The organism is Enterococcus sp. B2E4 (genome assembly GCF_030499455.1).
GTDB lineage: Bacteria > Bacillota > Bacilli > Lactobacillales > Enterococcaceae > Enterococcus_D > Enterococcus_D casseliflavus.
The window spans coordinates 33,701-52,269 of the sequence record NZ_JAUKPK010000018.1; the positions used below are offsets into that span (position 1 = coordinate 33,701).

The 18,569-nt window shown below is 41.4% G+C and carries 18 protein-coding genes; 7 read left to right on the forward strand and 11 right to left on the reverse strand.

The window, feature by feature from the left end:
* Positions 1–72 precede the first annotated feature (72 nt).
* The 4 genes from Q1X33_RS13085 to Q1X33_RS13100 all read right to left on the reverse strand — a co-directional run bounded on the left by Q1X33_RS13085 (position 73) and on the right by Q1X33_RS13100 (position 3,368).
* On the reverse strand, positions 73–1,137 hold the full coding sequence (locus Q1X33_RS13085) for a DUF916 and DUF3324 domain-containing protein (protein WP_005227604.1): 1,065 nt from the start codon (positions 1,135–1,137) through the stop codon (positions 73–75).
* A gap of 84 nt (positions 1,138–1,221) precedes the next feature.
* Positions 1,222–2,139: a WxL domain-containing protein gene (locus Q1X33_RS13090; protein WP_271814137.1), complete on the reverse strand. Its 918-nt coding sequence runs from the start codon at positions 2,137–2,139 to the stop codon at positions 1,222–1,224.
* Between the two features lie 23 nt (positions 2,140–2,162).
* Positions 2,163–2,987, reverse strand: coding sequence for a WxL domain-containing protein (locus tag Q1X33_RS13095; protein WP_301969714.1), 825 nt, complete (start codon positions 2,985–2,987; stop codon positions 2,163–2,165).
* Between the two features lie 12 nt (positions 2,988–2,999).
* Positions 3,000–3,368, reverse strand: a complete 369-nt coding sequence (locus tag Q1X33_RS13100; RefSeq protein WP_005227599.1) for an LPXTG cell wall anchor domain-containing protein — start codon at positions 3,366–3,368, stop codon at positions 3,000–3,002.
* Positions 3,369–3,875: 507 nt separating this feature from the next.
* Between Q1X33_RS13100 and Q1X33_RS13105 the strand changes: the two genes are divergently transcribed.
* Positions 3,876–4,193, forward strand: coding sequence for a hypothetical protein (locus tag Q1X33_RS13105; protein ID WP_159098053.1), 318 nt, complete (start codon positions 3,876–3,878; stop codon positions 4,191–4,193).
* A gap of 986 nt (positions 4,194–5,179) precedes the next feature.
* Here Q1X33_RS13105 and Q1X33_RS13110 read toward each other — a convergent pair.
* Entirely contained in the window at positions 5,180–5,575 is a 396-nt protein-coding gene (locus tag Q1X33_RS13110; RefSeq protein ID WP_005227597.1) for a hypothetical protein, read from the reverse strand.
* Between the two features lie 478 nt (positions 5,576–6,053).
* On the opposite strand from Q1X33_RS13110, the gene Q1X33_RS13115 reads away from it, so the two are divergent.
* Both Q1X33_RS13115 and Q1X33_RS13120 read left to right on the forward strand, forming a co-directional pair.
* Complete coding sequence (locus Q1X33_RS13115; protein ID WP_005227596.1) at positions 6,054–7,541, forward strand: helix-turn-helix domain-containing protein; 1,488 nt, start codon at positions 6,054–6,056, stop codon at positions 7,539–7,541.
* 422 nt (positions 7,542–7,963) lie between these two features.
* Entirely contained in the window at positions 7,964–8,167 is a 204-nt protein-coding gene (locus Q1X33_RS13120; protein ID WP_005227584.1) for a hypothetical protein, read from the forward strand.
* Between the two features lie 196 nt (positions 8,168–8,363).
* On the opposite strand, the gene Q1X33_RS13125 is transcribed toward Q1X33_RS13120, so the two are convergent.
* The gene (locus Q1X33_RS13125) at positions 8,364–9,854 is read right to left on the reverse strand and encodes a helix-turn-helix domain-containing protein (protein ID WP_034868770.1); all 1,491 of its coding nucleotides are present in this window, start codon (positions 9,852–9,854) and stop codon (positions 8,364–8,366) included.
* Positions 9,855–10,031: 177 nt separating this feature from the next.
* Between Q1X33_RS13125 and Q1X33_RS13130 the strand changes: the two genes are divergently transcribed.
* On the forward strand, positions 10,032–10,607 hold the full coding sequence (locus Q1X33_RS13130; RefSeq protein ID WP_005227582.1) for a recombinase family protein: 576 nt from the start codon (positions 10,032–10,034) through the stop codon (positions 10,605–10,607).
* 182 nt (positions 10,608–10,789) lie between these two features.
* Here the strand turns inward: Q1X33_RS13130 and Q1X33_RS13135 are convergent, their stop codons facing one another.
* Positions 10,790–11,056: an LPXTG cell wall anchor domain-containing protein gene (locus Q1X33_RS13135; protein WP_223597606.1), complete on the reverse strand. Its 267-nt coding sequence runs from the start codon at positions 11,054–11,056 to the stop codon at positions 10,790–10,792.
* A 267-nt stretch (positions 11,057–11,323) separates the two neighbouring features.
* Here Q1X33_RS13135 and Q1X33_RS13140 point away from each other — a divergent pair, with 267 nt between their 5' ends.
* From Q1X33_RS13140 to Q1X33_RS13150, 3 genes are all read left to right on the forward strand, one after another.
* On the forward strand, positions 11,324–12,829 hold the full coding sequence (locus tag Q1X33_RS13140) for a helix-turn-helix domain-containing protein (protein WP_034868771.1): 1,506 nt from the start codon (positions 11,324–11,326) through the stop codon (positions 12,827–12,829).
* A gap of 458 nt (positions 12,830–13,287) precedes the next feature.
* Positions 13,288–14,163 carry a LysR family transcriptional regulator gene (locus Q1X33_RS13145; RefSeq protein WP_087626907.1) on the forward strand — a complete coding sequence of 292 codons (876 nt, stop codon included), beginning with the start codon at positions 13,288–13,290 and terminating at the stop codon, positions 14,161–14,163.
* A 490-nt stretch (positions 14,164–14,653) separates the two neighbouring features.
* On the forward strand, positions 14,654–14,806 hold the full coding sequence (locus Q1X33_RS13150; protein ID WP_010748814.1) for a hypothetical protein: 153 nt from the start codon (positions 14,654–14,656) through the stop codon (positions 14,804–14,806).
* Positions 14,807–14,869: 63 nt separating this feature from the next.
* On the opposite strand, the gene Q1X33_RS13155 is transcribed toward Q1X33_RS13150, so the two are convergent.
* The 4 genes from Q1X33_RS13155 to Q1X33_RS13170 all read right to left on the reverse strand — a co-directional run bounded on the left by Q1X33_RS13155 (position 14,870) and on the right by Q1X33_RS13170 (position 17,946).
* Positions 14,870–15,403, reverse strand: coding sequence for a ParB/RepB/Spo0J family partition protein (locus Q1X33_RS13155; RefSeq protein ID WP_005227576.1), 534 nt, complete (start codon positions 15,401–15,403; stop codon positions 14,870–14,872).
* Positions 15,330–15,821, reverse strand: a complete 492-nt coding sequence (locus Q1X33_RS13160) for a hypothetical protein (protein WP_005227570.1) — start codon at positions 15,819–15,821, stop codon at positions 15,330–15,332. Before Q1X33_RS13160 ends, Q1X33_RS13155 begins: the two co-directional genes overlap by 74 nt.
* Positions 15,822–15,857: 36 nt before the next feature.
* Complete coding sequence (locus Q1X33_RS13165) at positions 15,858–17,165, reverse strand: DUF3440 domain-containing protein (RefSeq protein WP_005227568.1); 1,308 nt, start codon at positions 17,163–17,165, stop codon at positions 15,858–15,860.
* 322 nt (positions 17,166–17,487) lie between these two features.
* Positions 17,488–17,946, reverse strand: coding sequence for a hypothetical protein (locus Q1X33_RS13170; protein WP_034868773.1), 459 nt, complete (start codon positions 17,944–17,946; stop codon positions 17,488–17,490).
* Positions 17,947–18,569: the final 623 nt, after the last annotated feature.

Sequence of the window (18,569 nt, forward strand, 5' to 3'; positions counted from 1 at the left end):
CAGCTAAGCAAGACAAGGAAATACAAAACCTTTCTATCTTATGTGATCGCTCGTTTTTCTGTGTCTTTTCTTCTATTGCTCACTGTTTTCCTTAGCCTTTTTTTTCTTGTTAATGATTAAAACAACAACGATGATCAGCAACAAAACAAGTGCGGCGATTCCGCCTATCAGCCACCAATTTGTTTCTGGTTCCAATGTCACGTCTTCCTCATTCAAACGACGGGCATCAGCAGCCGCAATCGTGAAGGGTTCTTCCCAATGCCATTCCTCCCCTTGTGAACGGGCCGTCATAGTCAGGACATAGTCTCCTGGACGGAAACGCTCGCCGTTTAGAGGGATCGGAAAATCCATATGCGAATTTGGTGCCATCTGCATGCTTGTGCGCTGCGTTTCATACAAGACGGTGTCGCTGCCGCTGGCACGAACCTCGGCATCAATTTCTATGTGGTTGACGAAAGTCGGTGTGTAATTTTGAATCTTGGCACTGATCACGTTCCGATAATTGACTTGACTAGCAAAAACTTCCAGCAATTCAAGTCCCGGATCCGTTGACGAGCGGTTATTGCTTACGACGACTCCTAAAATAAAGGCAAACTCATTACGAATCCCGATTCCTTCTGTTTCCGCCTCCGCTGCCGCTGCATCGCGGACCTCTTCTACTCGGATCGATCCTGCCAGTACCCCTTCAAATTCTTCCTCAGGCATCGTCAGAGGAAGGGTAAGGATCTGTTCTTCTTGGGCTTCTAAGGTGATGACCCCAGGTGTTTCAATCAATTCGGCAATCGAGGCAGGCAATGTCGGGTCAGGATATTCGGCATCACGACCGTATTCTACTACTCCGTTGACGTTGGTGAAGGCAGTATGAGCCGATACTTCGACGTCGATGGTTTCTTCCGATGTATTTTGGATGCGTAACTGCAATTCCTCTTGTTCCCCTGCGCCTAAATTCAGATCAAAATAGCCGCTGGCACCGCCTTCTATCTGGCTATCAGGGAAAATCGGGGTGACAAAAAAATTCAACTCTGATTCTATGTCATCATTTGCTCGTACTGGTGTCGGCAAAGTAATCAATGAGCAAAGCATGATCATTGCAGTCAAAAGCCGCAGCCAGCGTTGGTTTGTTGGTTGTTCGATCACTGTTGGTTCTCCTTCCAAAAAAAGGCAGGAATAACGGTCTACTCCTGCCAGTTGTTTCACATTATTGTTGCGTTGCTTTGAAAATTAGTCTTCTTGATTTGAATCGTTGTCCTCTTCACCGCCGCCATTTTCATCGCCACCATTTTCACCATCTTCACCTACTGTGGTAGATAATGTCCAGGTCAAGGTTGCTGTATAGGTGTCTTGTTGTGGAGTTGCAGCTGATGGAAGATACAGCTGAATACGATCATTCAGAATCGTGTCGTTAAAATCATCATCATTAAACTGCTCCATCATTTTGTCTTGGTCTCCCCAGAAGACAGAGGAGCGTCCTTGTCCTTGGTTGGCTCCTGCGGTCATGACTGGAATGCTCGATGCTAAATCTGTATTAGCATTTAAAATCACACGATCGCCATCAGTTTCAGTTACTGGTGCTACAGGCGCTTCGTTAGCAGGCCCGGTACCATCATTGTGTTTGATCTGCGGATCAATGAAGTGAAGCTGGGCGCCATAGAGGATATCTTTTGTATCTTTACCGACAAAATCTGTTAAAGAAAGACTTAACGTCCAATCTGCCGCACTGTTTCCTCGTGTATCACTGACTTGTGCGAAGGAAACGTAAGGAACTTCGCCTGTAAGCTCATCATCAATTGCAAGTGGATGTTCTTCATCTACTTTTTGCATTTCAGCAATCACAGAATATTCAGCTGAAGATGAAGTAATGGCTTGTTCACCAAAATCGAACATTTCTGGCACGTAAACGATCGTTAATGGACCTTTTACTGGAAGCGGATCAATGATAACTGGTGGGTAAGGAATTGGATTTTCAACGTCATCAACGTCATCTTCCCCTTCGACAAAGTTAACCTCATTTGGTGTCTCTACTTCAAAAAGTGGTGTTCTTGGTTGATTATTTTCTTCCTCATCTGCTACTACTTGTACGCCGCCTGCGAAGATCGTAGAGGTCAGTACAGCGACTGTTGTTAAGCGAATCCATTTCATTTTTATTCCTTCTTTCTTTTAAATTAGTTTGTTTCATCGGCTTGCGCCGTTGGAACTGTTTCTCCTGATTGGGGGGTGGTGGTGCTCAATTGCCATGTCAATGTCGCCACATAGAGGGCTTCATCTTTGGCGGTGGCTCCCGGGACGAACAACTGGATCGCCTCATTGCGAACCACCGGCGCTTGGTCATGGAACTGTGCATTCAGCTCATCTTGATCGCCCCAAACAACGGATGAGGTGCCTGCCCCTTTGCCCGCATCGGCGGTCAGAACAGCTTGTGCCGCCCCATTGGCATCCAAACGTAAGCCCGCTTCATGGGCACACGGTGCATTCTCTTGATTAAAGCTAATGTACTCGACTTCGCGTGAGGCAAAGATGATTTGCGCCCCTCGCAGTTCATTGTGCTGCGTCCCAGATTCAAACGCACTCAATGCTACCGTCAAACGCCAGCCAGCATTTGACCCGCGGGTATCTTGTACTTGGGCGAAAGAAACATAGGGCACTTTGTTTTCTTCCCCTTGAGTATCCGCTAGTTGTTGTTCCTCTGCCACCATCGAATAGAGGGCATCGCGGTTGGAGATTTCTTGGGTACCAAAATCCAAAGTCGGCGCATAAGCGATCGTCAATGGCCCTGTTTGTCCGTCTGGTCCGATCGGCGGGATCACCACATCTGGTCCGTCTGGTCCTGGATCAGGTGGGATGACTTCCGTCGGGTCTCGGTCATTGGGCACAAAGCTGACTTGACCATCGGTTTCAGCGACTCTTACTTCAGCGGCGGTCCCTTGGAACCCGCCAATCAAAAGGGTTGCGGCAAGTACGGTACTCGTTGCAAATCGCAAAAATCTCATAAGATCATTCCCTTATTCTCTCTTGCTCAATTTTTCTGGTGTTCGTGAGGTTGCTCGTTCTTTTTGGTACCTGCGTGTCTTCTTCACTGTTGCATAGCCAGCGATCAATAGCAGCAAGGATCCGAGTGCCGTGGCACTGGAACTTTTTCGGGTATTCGTCTGGGGCAAACGTCCCCCATCGCCGCCAGGCTGTGACGGTCCGCTCGGTGGTGAAGGTTCTGGTTTGTCTGTCTCATAGACACCCGTGAACTGCACTGAGCCTTCTGTATCGACGGAACGCTGCTCTTGTGCCGAAACCAAAATCGTCGAAGCATTGATCACTTGAAAAAAAGCAGCGAAGATCATCAGGTGGACCCAAACATTCCCCCTCGCTCTTTTCATTCTCCCTCCCCCTTTTTGACATCATCAAGCCTAAAAACCACCATTTTTTAGACACCCTCACTTAAACGGTAACCTTGAACAAAGTCGATCGGTCTTTGTTTCAGTTGGCTTTCAAAAACGCTGGTTTTTACCCTCGATATACTTCATTATAGCTATCTTTGTGATGCGGGAAAAATCAATAAATTCACTGGCTGATGAAATCGATGCCTAGATAAAAAAAACAAACCCCCGTTTTAAATAAATTGTTCACCAGAGAATCTGACTAAAGTGAGCAATCCTTAATATATGTCAAAACGCTTGTTATCATAGAAAAAACATTTATCACTCTCCAAAGCACCCGCAGTTCTTCCTTGTATAAAAGTACAATAAAATAACGTCAAAAAAGGAGTGTCATCCTTATTAAGAACGTTCCTCTCTTTTCATTTGATTCCCCAAGCTACATTTGTCGGGTATTCTTTCTTTTATGTCGTTTTTCTTAGAATCACTAAACTGATAAGAACAAGGAGCATGTCTATCAGTGGTAGCCTTCCGCTCGGTTGGGTATTTTTCTGCGGAAAATGGTTGGGTGGTTCCTCGACGATTAACGGAGCAGCAGCTATGGTTCTTCTTTCAGATCGCCACTTTTACCGTACACTTTCACTTATCCAGCCCTTTACTGAGCAATCCGTTGTTCTCAATACAGGTGATGCTGTCAAAACAAAGAGTACTCCGATGGCTATTGGGGCTCTAAAAATTTGGCGTTACCTGTCCATTGCTTTATCCTCTCTATCTAACATCCCTCATTACTCCTTAGAAATGCCGCTTTGCCAAATAAACAATTCCTAAATGAATCATTTTGTTGACTCTCTTACAAATAATTCTTCAGTCATCCATTTTTGGTTATTATTTACAGAACGAATCGATTCTTCTAACCTTCCCCTTAAGAATTTCTCAATTTCTTGTTCTACAGTTCCCTTCCACACGTCCGAAAACATATATTATTGGCTGTTCAATTGCACCAAAAAAGCAGCAGACGATCACTCCTAGGTTTTCACCAAAAGGAGCAAACATCTGCTGCCAATTCTCTTATGTTAAGTAAGCCCCTACGAAAAGGATCGTCTGGGTCGTTTCATTTATGTATACTTTTTTTTACAAATAAGCTATTTCTTCCTACTTAAAAGAAACGCTTCTTTGCAGATCCTTGTGCTTTACCTATTGATCATTCTCCTAAAGATTGCTTCTCTTTCCTTGTTCTGTCGCGCTGCACCCAAAAATACATAACCAGCAGAAAGAAATAGCCTAGCAAAAGAATGACTTGTCCCAATTGAAACCAGCTGCGAAGGATCACAGATATGCTGGGAAAGAAATAATATACGCCATATTGTGCCACCGATATGCCTACCGATAAACAGGCAAAAATGATAAAAAGTTTCATTCCATTGATGTCCTACCTTCATACGCTTTTTGTATTCTTTGTGACTTGTCTTACAAGGTAACTCGTTTCGCCGAAAAGGTCAACCAGCGTTCGTCATTGCCACGATCCTGACCAGTCAGTCTAACGTTTCTAAAAAAGCTCTTACTCAAGCAAGGAAGACCAACCAATTGCCTTCCCCACTGCGTTGTTTGAGTAGCCCTTTTGCTCTTGGTTATTCTCAAGGGTCCTTACCACCTGAAAATTGTCCGTTTCGCCCCACTACTACTCTTCATTTCTATCCCAAAAACGCTCTATCTATAAAACTTCCCCAATAGTCTATTGCTCGTCATCGTTTTCCATTTATCGCAAGCTTTTCTCCCAATTCTCAGACACAACTCGGCGCACCAAGAATGAATGTTCAGGACTCTGCTAAATGCTCGCTCAAATAAATCAAGCCCATTTTAGGTTTTTGCGTTAGCTTTGCCCCCGTGATCTCACGATAAAAATACTTATGGTCATTTTCAATCATTTCAATGACTTCTTCCTCACTCATCCCAAGGTCATCTAGCAATCCTTCTTTGCGATTGTTGCTGATTTCCATCAATATTTGCAATTGTGCATCAATCGCCAATAAGTTGCCCCATTGAACAAACAGGTTTTCTTCCTTGCTATGAAAAATCGTTAAAAACTCTTTTGCTAACCGATGATAAAAGGCATTTAGTTTTGGAAAAAAGCGTAACACCCCTTGTTTTTCTAGCTCTGTTTGAAAATGCGCCAAATATTCTTCTGCTCCCGCTATCTTTTCTGCCAGCATATTAGCCTCCTCGTAATCTATCTGTACGATCGTTCCCAGTTTCCCTCTTCTAGTAACCGTAGATTTTCTTCAACCAATCTCTTTTCCTTCTATCTCATTCGTGGACAGCCTTCAACGACACTGCATTTCTAGGTATTGATGGCACATTCACGCACTTGCTAGTTCCATTTATTTTCCATCTTCTCTCTTTTGATCCAACCAACAATTCACAGGTTTCCTCTTGAGAAAAAACAAATACTCCTAAGCATCGGACTATGGTCTCACTATAGCGTCAAATCTCTTTAAAAAAAAATAGCAATTTTCACCTGTCGGTGAAAAAACCTACATTGTTCCAAATAGTTTCAAACGTTTACATTCATTAGAATAATAAAAACTTTGTATTTAGTCAAATAAATTAAAAACAAACATAAAAATTGAAGTATTTTAAGCAATTATTTATAATGTGATTAATTCTTTTTTAAATTCAACGGGGGCATCTATGAAAAATTTTCAGTTAAAATTTATCAAAAATCGTTCTTTAATTCGACGATTGCAATTATTAAATGAATTTGAGAAGAATCCGTCTTCAACATTGGGCGATTTATCAGAAGTAACAAAAAGCAGTACTCGCACGATCATTGCGGACATTGCTATGATTCGTGAACATTTCAATGATGCAATCGAAATCTACTCCTCGAAGTTTGGTTATTTATTTGAAGAACTGGATCCCGAGGCATATATCAAACAAAAACAAAACTTAGTCAAAGATGAACCTTTTTTTATGATTCTCGAAAGTATTTTTTTCGATGAATTACAATCGGTGCTGGATTGGAGCCTGACCCTTAATCTTTCTGAACAAGCATTGCTTGGCTACTTAAAAAAAATGAATGGCTTATTAAAGCCCTTCAACCTTCGCCTATCAACGAATCCTGTCACACTGGTGGGTTCCGAGATCGATATTCGCCGCTTTTTTTGTCTGTTTTATTATGAGTCCGATATCAATGTCAATACGATCTTCCCGTCATTGGATGTCCAAGATGCCGTGATTGAGATCACGAATCTTTTGCATTCAAAAAAACAACCGGCTTCTACCTTTTCTTACTTTTCCTATATTCTCTACATCACGCTGGAACGCAGCAAGAAAGGGTTGCAGGTCGAACTTTCTCCTGAGCTGAAGGAGATTTTTTATGCTTACGATTCATTGATTTCTCCAGAGACGTTGACGGAGATCCTTTATTCTTATTTTCATTATCGCCTACCTGAAGATGAAATCATTTATTTGCTTCTTTGCCTCATCTGTCGCCGAAAAATCAATCATCCTTCGATCGAAGAATTTTGCCAATCCTACAATCGCTGGCCTGAGATCAAACAAGTGGCAAAAGATTTCTATGCCATTAATCGCGGCAATTCCTACGATGAACAAAAAGACTTACACTGGTTAGAGTCGTTTTTTACGATCGTGAAAATACGCGACATGCTCTCTCCCATCATGAATGTCAATATTGACGATCTTACCCAATTCGTCAAAGACAAGTTTTCCCACGAATATAAGAGAAACTATGCATTTTTGGCAAAGCATAAGCTAGTCAAAAAGCTCTATTCGCCTTCTTATCTCGAAGACTTTTGTGCCAGTCTAACGATTCACATGGAAGCGATCAAAGAAGAAAATTGGGGGACACAACGGACGATCGCTGTGATTTTTGAAGGAAATGAATATGTCTGCGAATATGCCGAAAGTATCGTACGGAAATATCTAGGACGCTTCCACACGTTGTATTATCCTGATGCCAGCGAACTCTCCCCAGCCTATTTAAAGGAAAAGCAAATTGATCTGCTAGTAACCAATTATTCGGAATATACGATGGAATATTTGCTTGAAGTCGAGTGTATCCTGCTAAAATCTTTTCCAGATGCCACGGATTGGAATCGATTACTTAACCAAATCAATCCACGAATCTTGCGTCTGGTGGTTTTGAACAACGCATAGGACATTTTCTCAGGCACTATCTTGTAGGATCGTTGCAGCTGCAACTCGTTATTTTATAAGAACAACTCCTACATAACGAGTGGTTGAAACTCTGATCGATCAAGCCGATCAGAGTGTTCATTTCTCGCTGAGGTAGATCAACCCATGGGGGGCTTTCTGGTTCGTGCCGATCCCTGCCATTTGTCGGTAATAGACATTTTTGTCCTTTTTGATCATCTTGACGATCTCTTCTTCTGCCAATTCGATTTCTATAAAAATGTCCGAAAAAAAGCAAAATAAAAGAAATTCGTTGTAATTTTACACACCTTCTAAAAAAATTCATTTTTCTTTGGTATACTGAATATAGATCTGCGTATCATTAGATTTACGTTGCCCGTTAGTGAAGTTTCAGGCAACGTTTCTTTATGGGGGATAGATAAAAAATGGAAGAGAAAAAGATTTTTGAGAAGCGGTGGTTATTAGCTACCAGTGAACAACGAGAGAAATACCATGCCTTGATTGCCTCTTACCCTTCAATCGAATGGACATTCAAAGAAAAAAGCTACCTTTTATGGCTTTGTCAGTTAGATAGTGATACGTTCGAAACCTTTGAAGCGATTTTTGATAAACTAGTAAATGCCAACTAATTATTTTCGCGTAGACTGTTCTTTCACCAAAACAACCCAATCTTTTGGTATTCAGGAATAGTGGGCATATTTTCAGATAACTCCTTTTTTTATTAGACAAACGAATATAAGCCGCACCCGTCGATCGTAACGGTTGCGGCTTTTCTCTTTGATCTATCCACCTATGTCCTCGTCATGCTGTTTTGCAACACGTGTATCAGGTTGTGGGAACGCTTAACGCTTGCCCTAACTGAGGATCGATTTTTTCAATCACTCTTAGCCAATCTTGATGATCGGGGATTGCTTTGAGTAAAAGAGAATCAGTCGATAAGATGAACTCTGATAAATATTCACTATAATTCGTGACCACAAGATCAATGGCGTTTTCCTTCAAATAATCGCTCGTCAATTCATTGATTTTTGGAAAGAATACCCGATGATCATTGCCGACATAACGCAAAAAGCGCGCACGGATCGTGTGACAGGCATAGAGATCACCTTCTATTATCAACGCAATCCGTTTGACTTTTTGTGCATAAAGCTCCCTAATTGCTTCACTATAAAGGGTCAGTGCGGCACAAATATCTGACAGATACTCCTGTTTGATTCCTAGAATCGCTTGGTGCTGCTTCATAAATGCCAGATTTTTTTGATAAGCAGCAGAACCATGCTTTTGCGCTTCATTTTTTACTTCTGTTAGCAAGTGATTTAAAACGGGCGCCAGCTGCTCATTGATTTTCTTTGACAGGAAAAAGGCGTGGATCATCGTCTGAACCTGTTGAGGCTCTTGAAAGGAAATGCCCCATTCTTGCACGAAGCGCTGACTCAGTTCTTCGAGTTCAGGATACAGCCCAAACGCTGCAACGAATTGCTGCTCTTTTTCAGGCTCGGTCAAAGTCCGTTTCATCACGGTCACTAAATAAAGCCACATCATTTCTTGTTGCGGTAGTCTTACTCGGTATAACGCTTCGATTTTAGGCGCTAAGTTCTTCATTATCGCAAATGCCTCATGCGTTTCGACGATTGCTGCCAACGATCGAGGAATCTGAACGGTCTTTCCCAGTTGATAGCGCTTGATCGCAATATACAAACTATAATAAAAATCACTCGGAGAAACGCCTGTATTCACCAGCGCTGTGGGAATTTTTGAGAAGGCATCACTGACTAACGCAATCAGTTCTTTGGGGGGCAAGAGCGTATGCGGCGTGACATCTGATTCGTAATAAAAATCTTTAAAAAACTTGCGAATATTGGCTTCTGATCCACTCAAATTGACCGGTTGCAAGATCCACTCCAAATGATACTTTCGTAACGTCGCAGAAGCGGTATTCAAATAGCGACGCATCGTACTTTCTGATACATACAAGCGCTGCGCCCACTCTTCAACCGAACAGAATTCCCCGTGGAAAATGGCTTCCACGATTTGATACATGCCTTCTTCTGCAACAAGCTCCTTTTTTTGAGACAAGTATCTTTTCGGATCAGTTTCCCTAAAATGATAGCCATTGGCTTCAAGAGTAAATTCCGCTGCCTCCTGCAGATAGGTTTTCAATTCCTTGATGTCAGAGCTGATCGTCCTTTGGGTCACATCAAGCTTGTTGGCTAAACTTGCGATGGAACAAGTCCGTTCTCGCTCAAAGGTATTTAACATTTGAAGCCATCGAACGGTCGTTTTGTTTAGCATAAAATTTAACTGCAATTCTCTCATTTTGCCCTCCGTGTTTCTCCTTCACCGACTGGTTTCTTTTCTATAGTACAATATTTGCGTCTATAAAAAAACCTTCCTATTTCCCAAATTTACTTAAGTTGGTGTTAGAATATGTACTTAAGTGAACAAACAAGGTATTCTCTATGTAGACTCTTTTGTGCAACTGGAGGAATTTGTATGACAAATATGGTTTATGGATACGCCCGTGTATCCACAAGACAACAGGATCTCTCTCGTCAATTGGATTTACTTGACCGGTATGAATGCAACAAAATTTATACTGAAAAGATCAGTGGTGTACGCGCAAATCGTCCTGAATTAAATAAACTAAAAAAACGAGTGAAAGAAAACGATAAAATCATTATTGAAAGTTTCTCGCGGCTAGGAAGAAGTACCAAAGACCTGATTGATCTCGTCTACTTTTTTGAAAAGAAAGGCGTAAAAGTCATCAGTATCAAAGAAAATTTTGATACACAAACCCCTCAAGGAAAATTAATGATGACTGTTTTCCAAGCCTTCAGCCAATTCGAACGAGACATCATCGTTGAACGGACCAAAGAAGGCTTAGAATCCGCACGTGCTAGAGGAAATATTGGCGGTCGTCCACGAATCGATCCCGCACTGATCCAACACGCATTGCACCTTTATCAAAAGGAAGGAAAAGCCGTTGTGGATATCTGTGCCCAAACAGGCTTAAAGCGCTCGACTTTTTATCGCTATCTTAGTCTGGAGAAGGATGAGGTCATTTCATAAATACACGTGCTGGCTGAACTTAGTACTTTCGGCTGCTCACTATATAAAAAACAGGACGAACATTGCTGATGTTTGTGATTGCTTAAAGATCGATATTTGTTCTCTTAAAGCAATTCATCCAGCTTGTTCGTCCTGTATGTTTTATTCTTCTGGCTCTTCTGTTGATCCTATTGTTGTTTTCTCTATGATTTCTTACGGTACAAGAACACCAGTCCGCCGATTAAGAATAAGATACCTGTCACACTTAGCAAGACACTGCTTGTTTCTCCTGTGTTCATGTTTCCTGTTGAATCTGCCAGCAAGGGAACCGATGAGTCTATGGATGGTGTTTGCTGCTTTGTTTGCTGTGTATCTGTTGCCTGAGCGATCGGCCATGTGCTTGGAAAGGTTGTCCCTAAAATCAGCATCCCTACTAAAGCGCTCTTACTTATAACTACGCGTTTCTTCATTATCATTTTTTCTCCTTTTTCTTTTCCCCAACGTTATTCACACTTATCTTTGGACCAATCTATCCAAGCGTTTTAGGTCTGCAACTGGCAAGGTTGTTTTTTCTAAAAAAGCTGTTTTCAATGACTGCTTCACACTCGATGAAACATGCGGCGCACTATTAACATGAAATCCGCCAATTTTCAAGGGATAAGACTTCTTGATTGGCGCAGAGTATTATATAATTTACTTAAAACGAGCGTAATTTCAATGGATAGGTGGTGACTTCAATGTTAGAAAATTTATCTATCAACTTGCATCGGGACAAAGCATTTTCTCGACAAGTAAAAATCTTGCAAGTGCTAAATGCTGCACCGACAGGGTATCATCCACAAGAATTAGCGACCTTACTAGGGCTATCTTTGCCTACAGTTACCAAAGAGCTGAGTATTTTAAGTGACAGTTTGCCAAAAGAACTGGTCAAGATCACACTCTCAGAAACGAACATCGTCTCGATCGCTTATGCGCCGAACGCTTCCATCAATTCTGCCATCCAATACCTGGGGATGGAAACGCTGGAGTTTAAAATCATGACGAGTATTATTGATAATAAAAAATACTCTATTCACCGAGCAACGATTGAATTCGGTTATTCTCGCAGTCATCTTTTACGGACGATCAGCTACATGAACAAGTCGTTGCAAACCTATTCTGTAACTATTGCCACGAATCATCTTGACTTTATTGGTACCGAAGCGGACATCCGATTTTGTCTGTTCGTCTTTTTTTCTGCTTATGGCGATAGCACGATTTTAGATAAGGATAGTCCAGCGGATGCCCGCCTGCTGGTCCAAAAAGCCAAGGAAGCCAACACGAAAGATTTGCATTACAGCCATTACCGACTTGCTCTGTGGCTAAGTATCGCCAAGCGTAGGTGGCGCTATTCTTACTTTTTGACCTTGCCGCCGTCTTTAGAACGCAATCTATTGGAGAAAGAACGCTTCGCTATTTTCTCAGAAATATTAAACGAATATTACTTGAAAAAATACCGAATCATCCACTTGCCGCAACAAGAGCTGCTTTGGATCTTTGTCAATGCGCTCCACTGTCTTTCCTATAGTACGATGGACATCAACGGCGAAAGCGATGCGGATTACATTTTTCACCATACAGAAAGACCAGAAATTATTGCAGAAGCGGCTGCCTTTTTAGAGAAATCTGGCGTCGCTATTCCACCTGCAGCTGCCCACAAGATCATCGCTTATCTCGTAAATCTTCGCCTGCTGACGATGATTTCTGCCAATTATGAGTTTGCTGATCCGCAGATCAAAGCCTTTGTTGAAACGACATTCAAGACGGATTACCTTTCTTGGAATGAGTGGTTGAAACCTTTCAACGATCAAAGCCGCTTCTTTTCCTTTACACACTTGGAACATATCGCAGTCACATTGACTTTGTTAAGCGAGTTAGCGCCTAATCCCCAGCTGAAAAAACACCTCAAAGTAGCCTTTGCTTTTCAAGGCGGTGCTGGATTAGATGCTTTCTTAGCCGCATCAACGGAATTATTTAAAAACGACCATACAGAAATCAGTTACTTTTTTGAAGTGGCTCCTGATGAACAAGAATTGATCCATCGGGAAATAGATTTGATCGTCAGCAATTTTGACTTACATCTGAAAAGCAACACCAAATTTCAGCAACTGCGCATTTCCAATGTCCCCACCCTTTCGGATTGGACGATCATCCACAAAACGATTGAAGAGCTGATTCAGCCAAGAATCACACCGATTCGTTGAGCTAAGGAAACTGGCGGCCTTCTTGAAGGAAGCGCCGTCAGTTTTTCATTGCATGATTCGCTATTTTGCCCTTTCCTAAGTATCCATTTTTCATTTCTCTTAGCGTGTCTATTTTTTTCACATCAGAAAAAAATCAGATCTTTTTCGCAAGATTCTTCTCCTAATAAACGCTTTTCCATTCAAGCGCAGCGGAGAAAGCCACTGTCTTGTTTTCGTGTGCTGTTCGTAATCCCTGAAAAGTTGGCCTGCTTCGTGGATTTTTTAATGAATGAAATTTTAGCAGCTACTCTTAGCCCCAACTGTGAGAAGCGTTATTTTAAAAACAAAGAAACATACGGTCAAAACAGACTGCATACTTTAAATAACATTTGTATCTATTTTTTTTATTTACTAGAAAAAAAAGAAATTTTCTCCCCGCTCCTTTTTTGTATAATAGGTAAAAAGAGAGGGGAACAAACGTGGATTTTATCAAGGAGCTGCAATCCTTCAAAACAATCGTCGAGGAAGGTACGTTTACTAGAGCTGCCGCCAAACTAAACTATGCCCAGTCGACCGTTACGAACCATATCAAAAAGTTAGAAGACGAATTAGAAGTAGCGTTATTTTTGGAAGGAAAAAGCAATGTATTGACCTTGGAAGGCGAATTGTTGAAACAGGAAGTACCCGAACTGATTGCCCACTGGGAGCGGGTCAAAGAACAGTTGATCAATGCTTCCCATACGGTCGAGTATTCGTTGCGGATGGGCATCCTTCAACCCTATGACATTTTGGTTTTGCCTGCACTGCTTCACGATTTTTCGCAGCACTATCCAAAAATAAACTTCGAGATCGTCGTGGGATCAACACTGGAATTAGCCAATGCACTAAATGAAAACCGAATTGATTTCGCCTTATGCTCACTTCCTCACGAGAAACATTTTGCTTACGAGGAATTGTTTCAAGAAGAGCTTTGCTGCATTACCTCACTCTCAAACCCATTAATCATCAATGAGCTAGCCGACCTTGAAGGGAGCCATCTCTATCGTTCCAAGTCTGACTGTCCAGCTCGCACAAAAATTGAAAGCTATCTTGACAATCAGGTTCCTTCGATCCATTGGGAGTCTGTCAGCAATATCAGTACGATTCCTTACTTGATCGAACGAACTGGATACTGCAGTCTGATCCCTCGTTCCATCATTGAGCAAACTCATGCTCGAGTAAAAATCATCTCGCTTCCTTTGCCTGATCCCCACATGTCGATCGGCTTATTGTCAAAACATCCACTGATGCTTTCTCCCAGCATCACAAAAAATTTTGTCGTCGAGCTAAAAATGCGCTTACTATCTTTGTTATAAAACGGTTTTAATCCGCATTGATTTTTATGCAATGATGCTTTTTCCAGAAAAATAATGTCAGTCATTTTGTAAACTTCGTCACAGCGGGAAACAAAAGAGCTGCACCAAGTCTTTACGTATTAAAGACTTGGTGCAGCAGGGTTTTTGAATTCGCTTACGGTTATAAAGTTATGAGATGGTATCTTTTCTCTCGATTCGATTTTTTGTTATCATTTTACTTTTTTTATGCAACCTGATACGATTATTCATGTAAACCGAAGAAAAATCAGAAAAGATGTCGTTATTCTTAACATTTCCGATTTTTTCTCCGATTGTAAAAAATAGAAACGTTTTTTCATCATTTACAAAGTATACTCAATTTTGAAGCGACGAGTTCTCAAGAAACTGAGGCTTGTACCCCGCAGGGCAAAGTCTTTGGGTAGTTATTGCTCAAGGAAGCTGTTTTTGCAATTGTCAGAAAAAATAGACGATGAGAAAAGGAGGAAAAACCATGTTTATCATTGAAGCGATCTTCAGCTTTTTAAGAGACGCATTAGGTGTGATCCTAGCTATTCTCTTAGGGACGCTTTGCTTGTCGATGGTGGTCAATTTGATCGTTATCGTTGTAAAAAACACCTATTCAAAATTTAAAAAGAATTATTAACGAATCGCTATCTTCTAATAGATAGCTTTTTTAGATAGTTTTTTCAATGGTTTTTTCAACCTCTCAGGTCTCTTTTTTGCCTTTGTAGTATCTTTTTTCAAACTCAATCCAAGATTTGCTGAATTCATGGTTAGAAAAGGCACTTTTTAAACCTGAACGCTGCTTAAAGCGAAAGACCTCTTCGCGGTCCATCCCCAATTCCTTGGCAATTCGTTCATCCGACCACTCGTTAGCCACCAACTGCTGCACGATATTTCCCATCTTCTCGATGCCATGGGTACCACGTGCTCGATTGTGGCGAATCGTTGAAGCGATGCGATTCTCAAAAGGCTTATCGATCACCGTGACCGGAACACTTGGCAATTCCAAGCGGTCTTTTGCTACGATGTACCGATGAAACCCATCGATCAAAATATACTTGTCTTGCTCCTTATCGTGGTAACAAACCAATGGCTGCGTAAAGCCATCTTCTCGAATCGACAGTTCCAGTAAATCCATTTCTGGAGCAGCCACGGTGTTGGGATTATACGTATTCGCGTGAATCTTGCTGACTGGGATCAGCTTCGCCGCTAACACTGGAAAATCGATATCGCTCATGAGGGACTACACTCCTTTTTAGAAATGAATAATTTTTTGTTTGGCGATAGACCGCAAACCCTTTTGATTCCAAAAGGGCAATTTCACTAGGCTGGTTACTAGAAGCGAGAATCTCTGCTTCTGGGTAGTTGCGGCTGATATCCACCAACATTTTCCGTAAAAGAAACTTTTTAAATTGAGCGGCTGGATCTTTTTCATAAAATTCCCCTAGCTCCACTTTGTTGGCGCCTTTTTCATAATAAGAAAAAGCAGTCACCCGTTTTTCGTCATCAAGAATCACGTACCAGTAGCAGTTCTCATCATTGACTAAGTACGGAAATTGCTGCTGATACACCCGTTCCGCAAAAAAAGCCCCCATCAATTGATAGAATTGGCTTTTCTTATACGGTGGAAAAAATAAAACCAATCGTTCGTTCACAAAACCCTTCCTCTCTAAGGACGCACTCGTCCATCGTTAGGTGATTTTTTTCGTTAAATACTCGTATTTGGCATTCAATTTTTTTAACTGATACTTGGGTAAATGCTCAATCCCCAAAGCCGCGCCAAAATCGACCGCCAACTCATACAATTCAGACTCATCTTTTTTCGTCAAACTATATTGTCGCGTACTCAAAGAAAAATCATTTTTTTCTAACGCACGAGCGATCCCTTTCCAGTCATGCCAGAGTACTTCGTTTTTCAGCCAGTCCTTACGTTTGGTCACATCGGGTATATCTTCCACTTCGATCCCGTGCTTTTCTCGATAATGATCAATCAAAATCGTGATTTTGCGGTAATAATGATCCTGTAATTTCTTTGAATAAAGTCCAATTGATTCCAGTAAAAAGACCGCATACTCTTGCCAAGTCATATGACTGGGCTTTCTCGTATTGTAATGCGCCAGCAATCCTGTCTGGGCATACAAGCGACCAAAATTGGCTCCTGACACACGATTTACGACGCGTTCCCACGTTTCCGGTTCCACCAAAGCATATTGGTACAAGCCTTTTCGTTGCTGCATACCGTAAGGCTGACAGATCCGCATTTGATGGATCGGAACGCCATGATCATACAACTTTTCATAAAAGCCATTGATCGGCCAGTCAAAATGGGCATAGGCTCCCCACACATCTTCGGTCTTCCAATCATAGATGGGGTAAAAATTGACGACCATTGAATCTGCTACTTGCCGTTTGATCCAGCATTGCTTCCGAAAGTTATACTTTGGCGATGTGATCGATCGATACCGATACAGACTTTCCTGAGTTCGTATCCCCACGCCACAAGCAACCGGCTCAAACTGATGATAGCTTGCGTACCAATGAGCAAAGTTTCGTAAAAACTTATCAGGGTTCATATTTGCACTCTGATAGATTTCCATCAATGATTCATCCAAATCAGCAAGTGAAATCGCATCTTTGGGCATCGTTTGTACCCACTTCTCACGTTCTTGTTCATCCCACATCAGCCATTGTGGCTGAAAGACGCTGGTATTGTTGTCCTCGTAAAAGGGCAAACAGAAGTGGAAGGTTTGATTGATACTTGGTAACGCTTTGATTTTTTCCATGAACGTTCTCGTAGCATCATAATTTGCCTCGATATCTAAAATCAGCAGATCAAAGGTTTTCTTTTTTTTCTGTGCGACTTGGTCAGCCAACTGGATCATGGCCCCGCTATCTTTTCCACCACTGAAAGAGAAATACACATGGGGAAAGGTATCAAAAATATATTCCAAACGCGTCATCGCCGCTTCTAGCACATTTTCCTTACAATATTTCTTCATAAAAGCTCATGTCCTCATTTTATTTGTCCTTTTTTTGAATAAGTATTACATTCTAGTATAAAGTTTCACTTGGCTTCTTACAAGGACTTAAGGGAGATTTCCCTGTTATTTCATACAGCGACATATTGAAATAGGCACGCTCAGTATCGGATAATGAGTCAACTACAGGCTAAAAAAGCAGAGATATCAATTTTTTCAACGTTATAATCGATGCTTGCTACTGATACATCTGCTCTTTTTTAAATCACAAAAAGATAGCCTGTTTTTTCTATGATTTAGCTAATAGAAAGCAATACCATCAACCTGATTATCCGTTCATTCATCACATGTACTTAATTTTCCATAACAGTGAAATTTCTTTGCTGAGGTCTTTGAGCTTCATAGCCTTTTGGATATTTTCAGACATCTTCTTGTAATTACTGATTTTTTCTTCTTTTGGCAGCAGTACATATTCTCGCTTGATTGCTTCAAACTTGTCTTCATGATCGATCACCAGAAGTTGCGTGATCAAATCGTGGGCGATCCACCGATGATAGGAATTTTTGTGGGTATGCAATGCCCAGATCCGTTCCCACTCATCATAAATCAGCTCAGGGTTTTTAGTGGCTACTTCTTTAATGATCAAATAACTATTAAAATACTCATTGATATGATTTTGACCATCAACGACATTCTCCACTAGCTTCTCCCTTACCTTTCGATCATCGCTCGCCGTTTGCACAAACGGTTGGGGATCAAACGATGTTGTCTGAAAATGACGCGCGATTTCTTGGTAGTCCATGCTTTCACCTTCTTTAAATGATTGATTTGCAGCAATTACTATTTTTTTATCCATATCTTCATTTTAACAGAATCTTCGTACGAAAAAAGCGCTTTTTTGATTGCTTTTACGCTCCTTAAACGTTGGTCTCCTGTACCATTAGAGAATGATAATTCGTTGGCACGCATTTTTCCTGGCAATATCCAATTTAAAATCGAACAAAAAAACAGGGAAATCCCTCAATGAAAAGAAGGATTGTAGTCTTTCACCCAATGATCCATTGAGTTCTGACATTCGTTTCTTTGTAGTTTGTGATTTCTTATTCCATCGTATGCTTGACCTTGCGTCTACAAAAGAGCGCCTGTACTAATAATTTTCTCAATGAAGAATGTGATAAAAATGACATAAAAAAGGAAGTCCCCTGACGGGACTTCCTGAGTTTCGTTTCTTCAAACACTATTTCACGCATAGCTGCGAGATGCTGGATCACGCGTCCTTTCTCCGAATACCTCGGTCGGTAGGCATTTTGATCCATTGTTCGGGTGGACGTTTTCTGATTTTTTTTGGTGCAAACATCAGTTGAACAGTCCTTTTGACAAAGTTATTTCGGTATACGTTTTCCATAACTTGCACGCCCTTTTCAA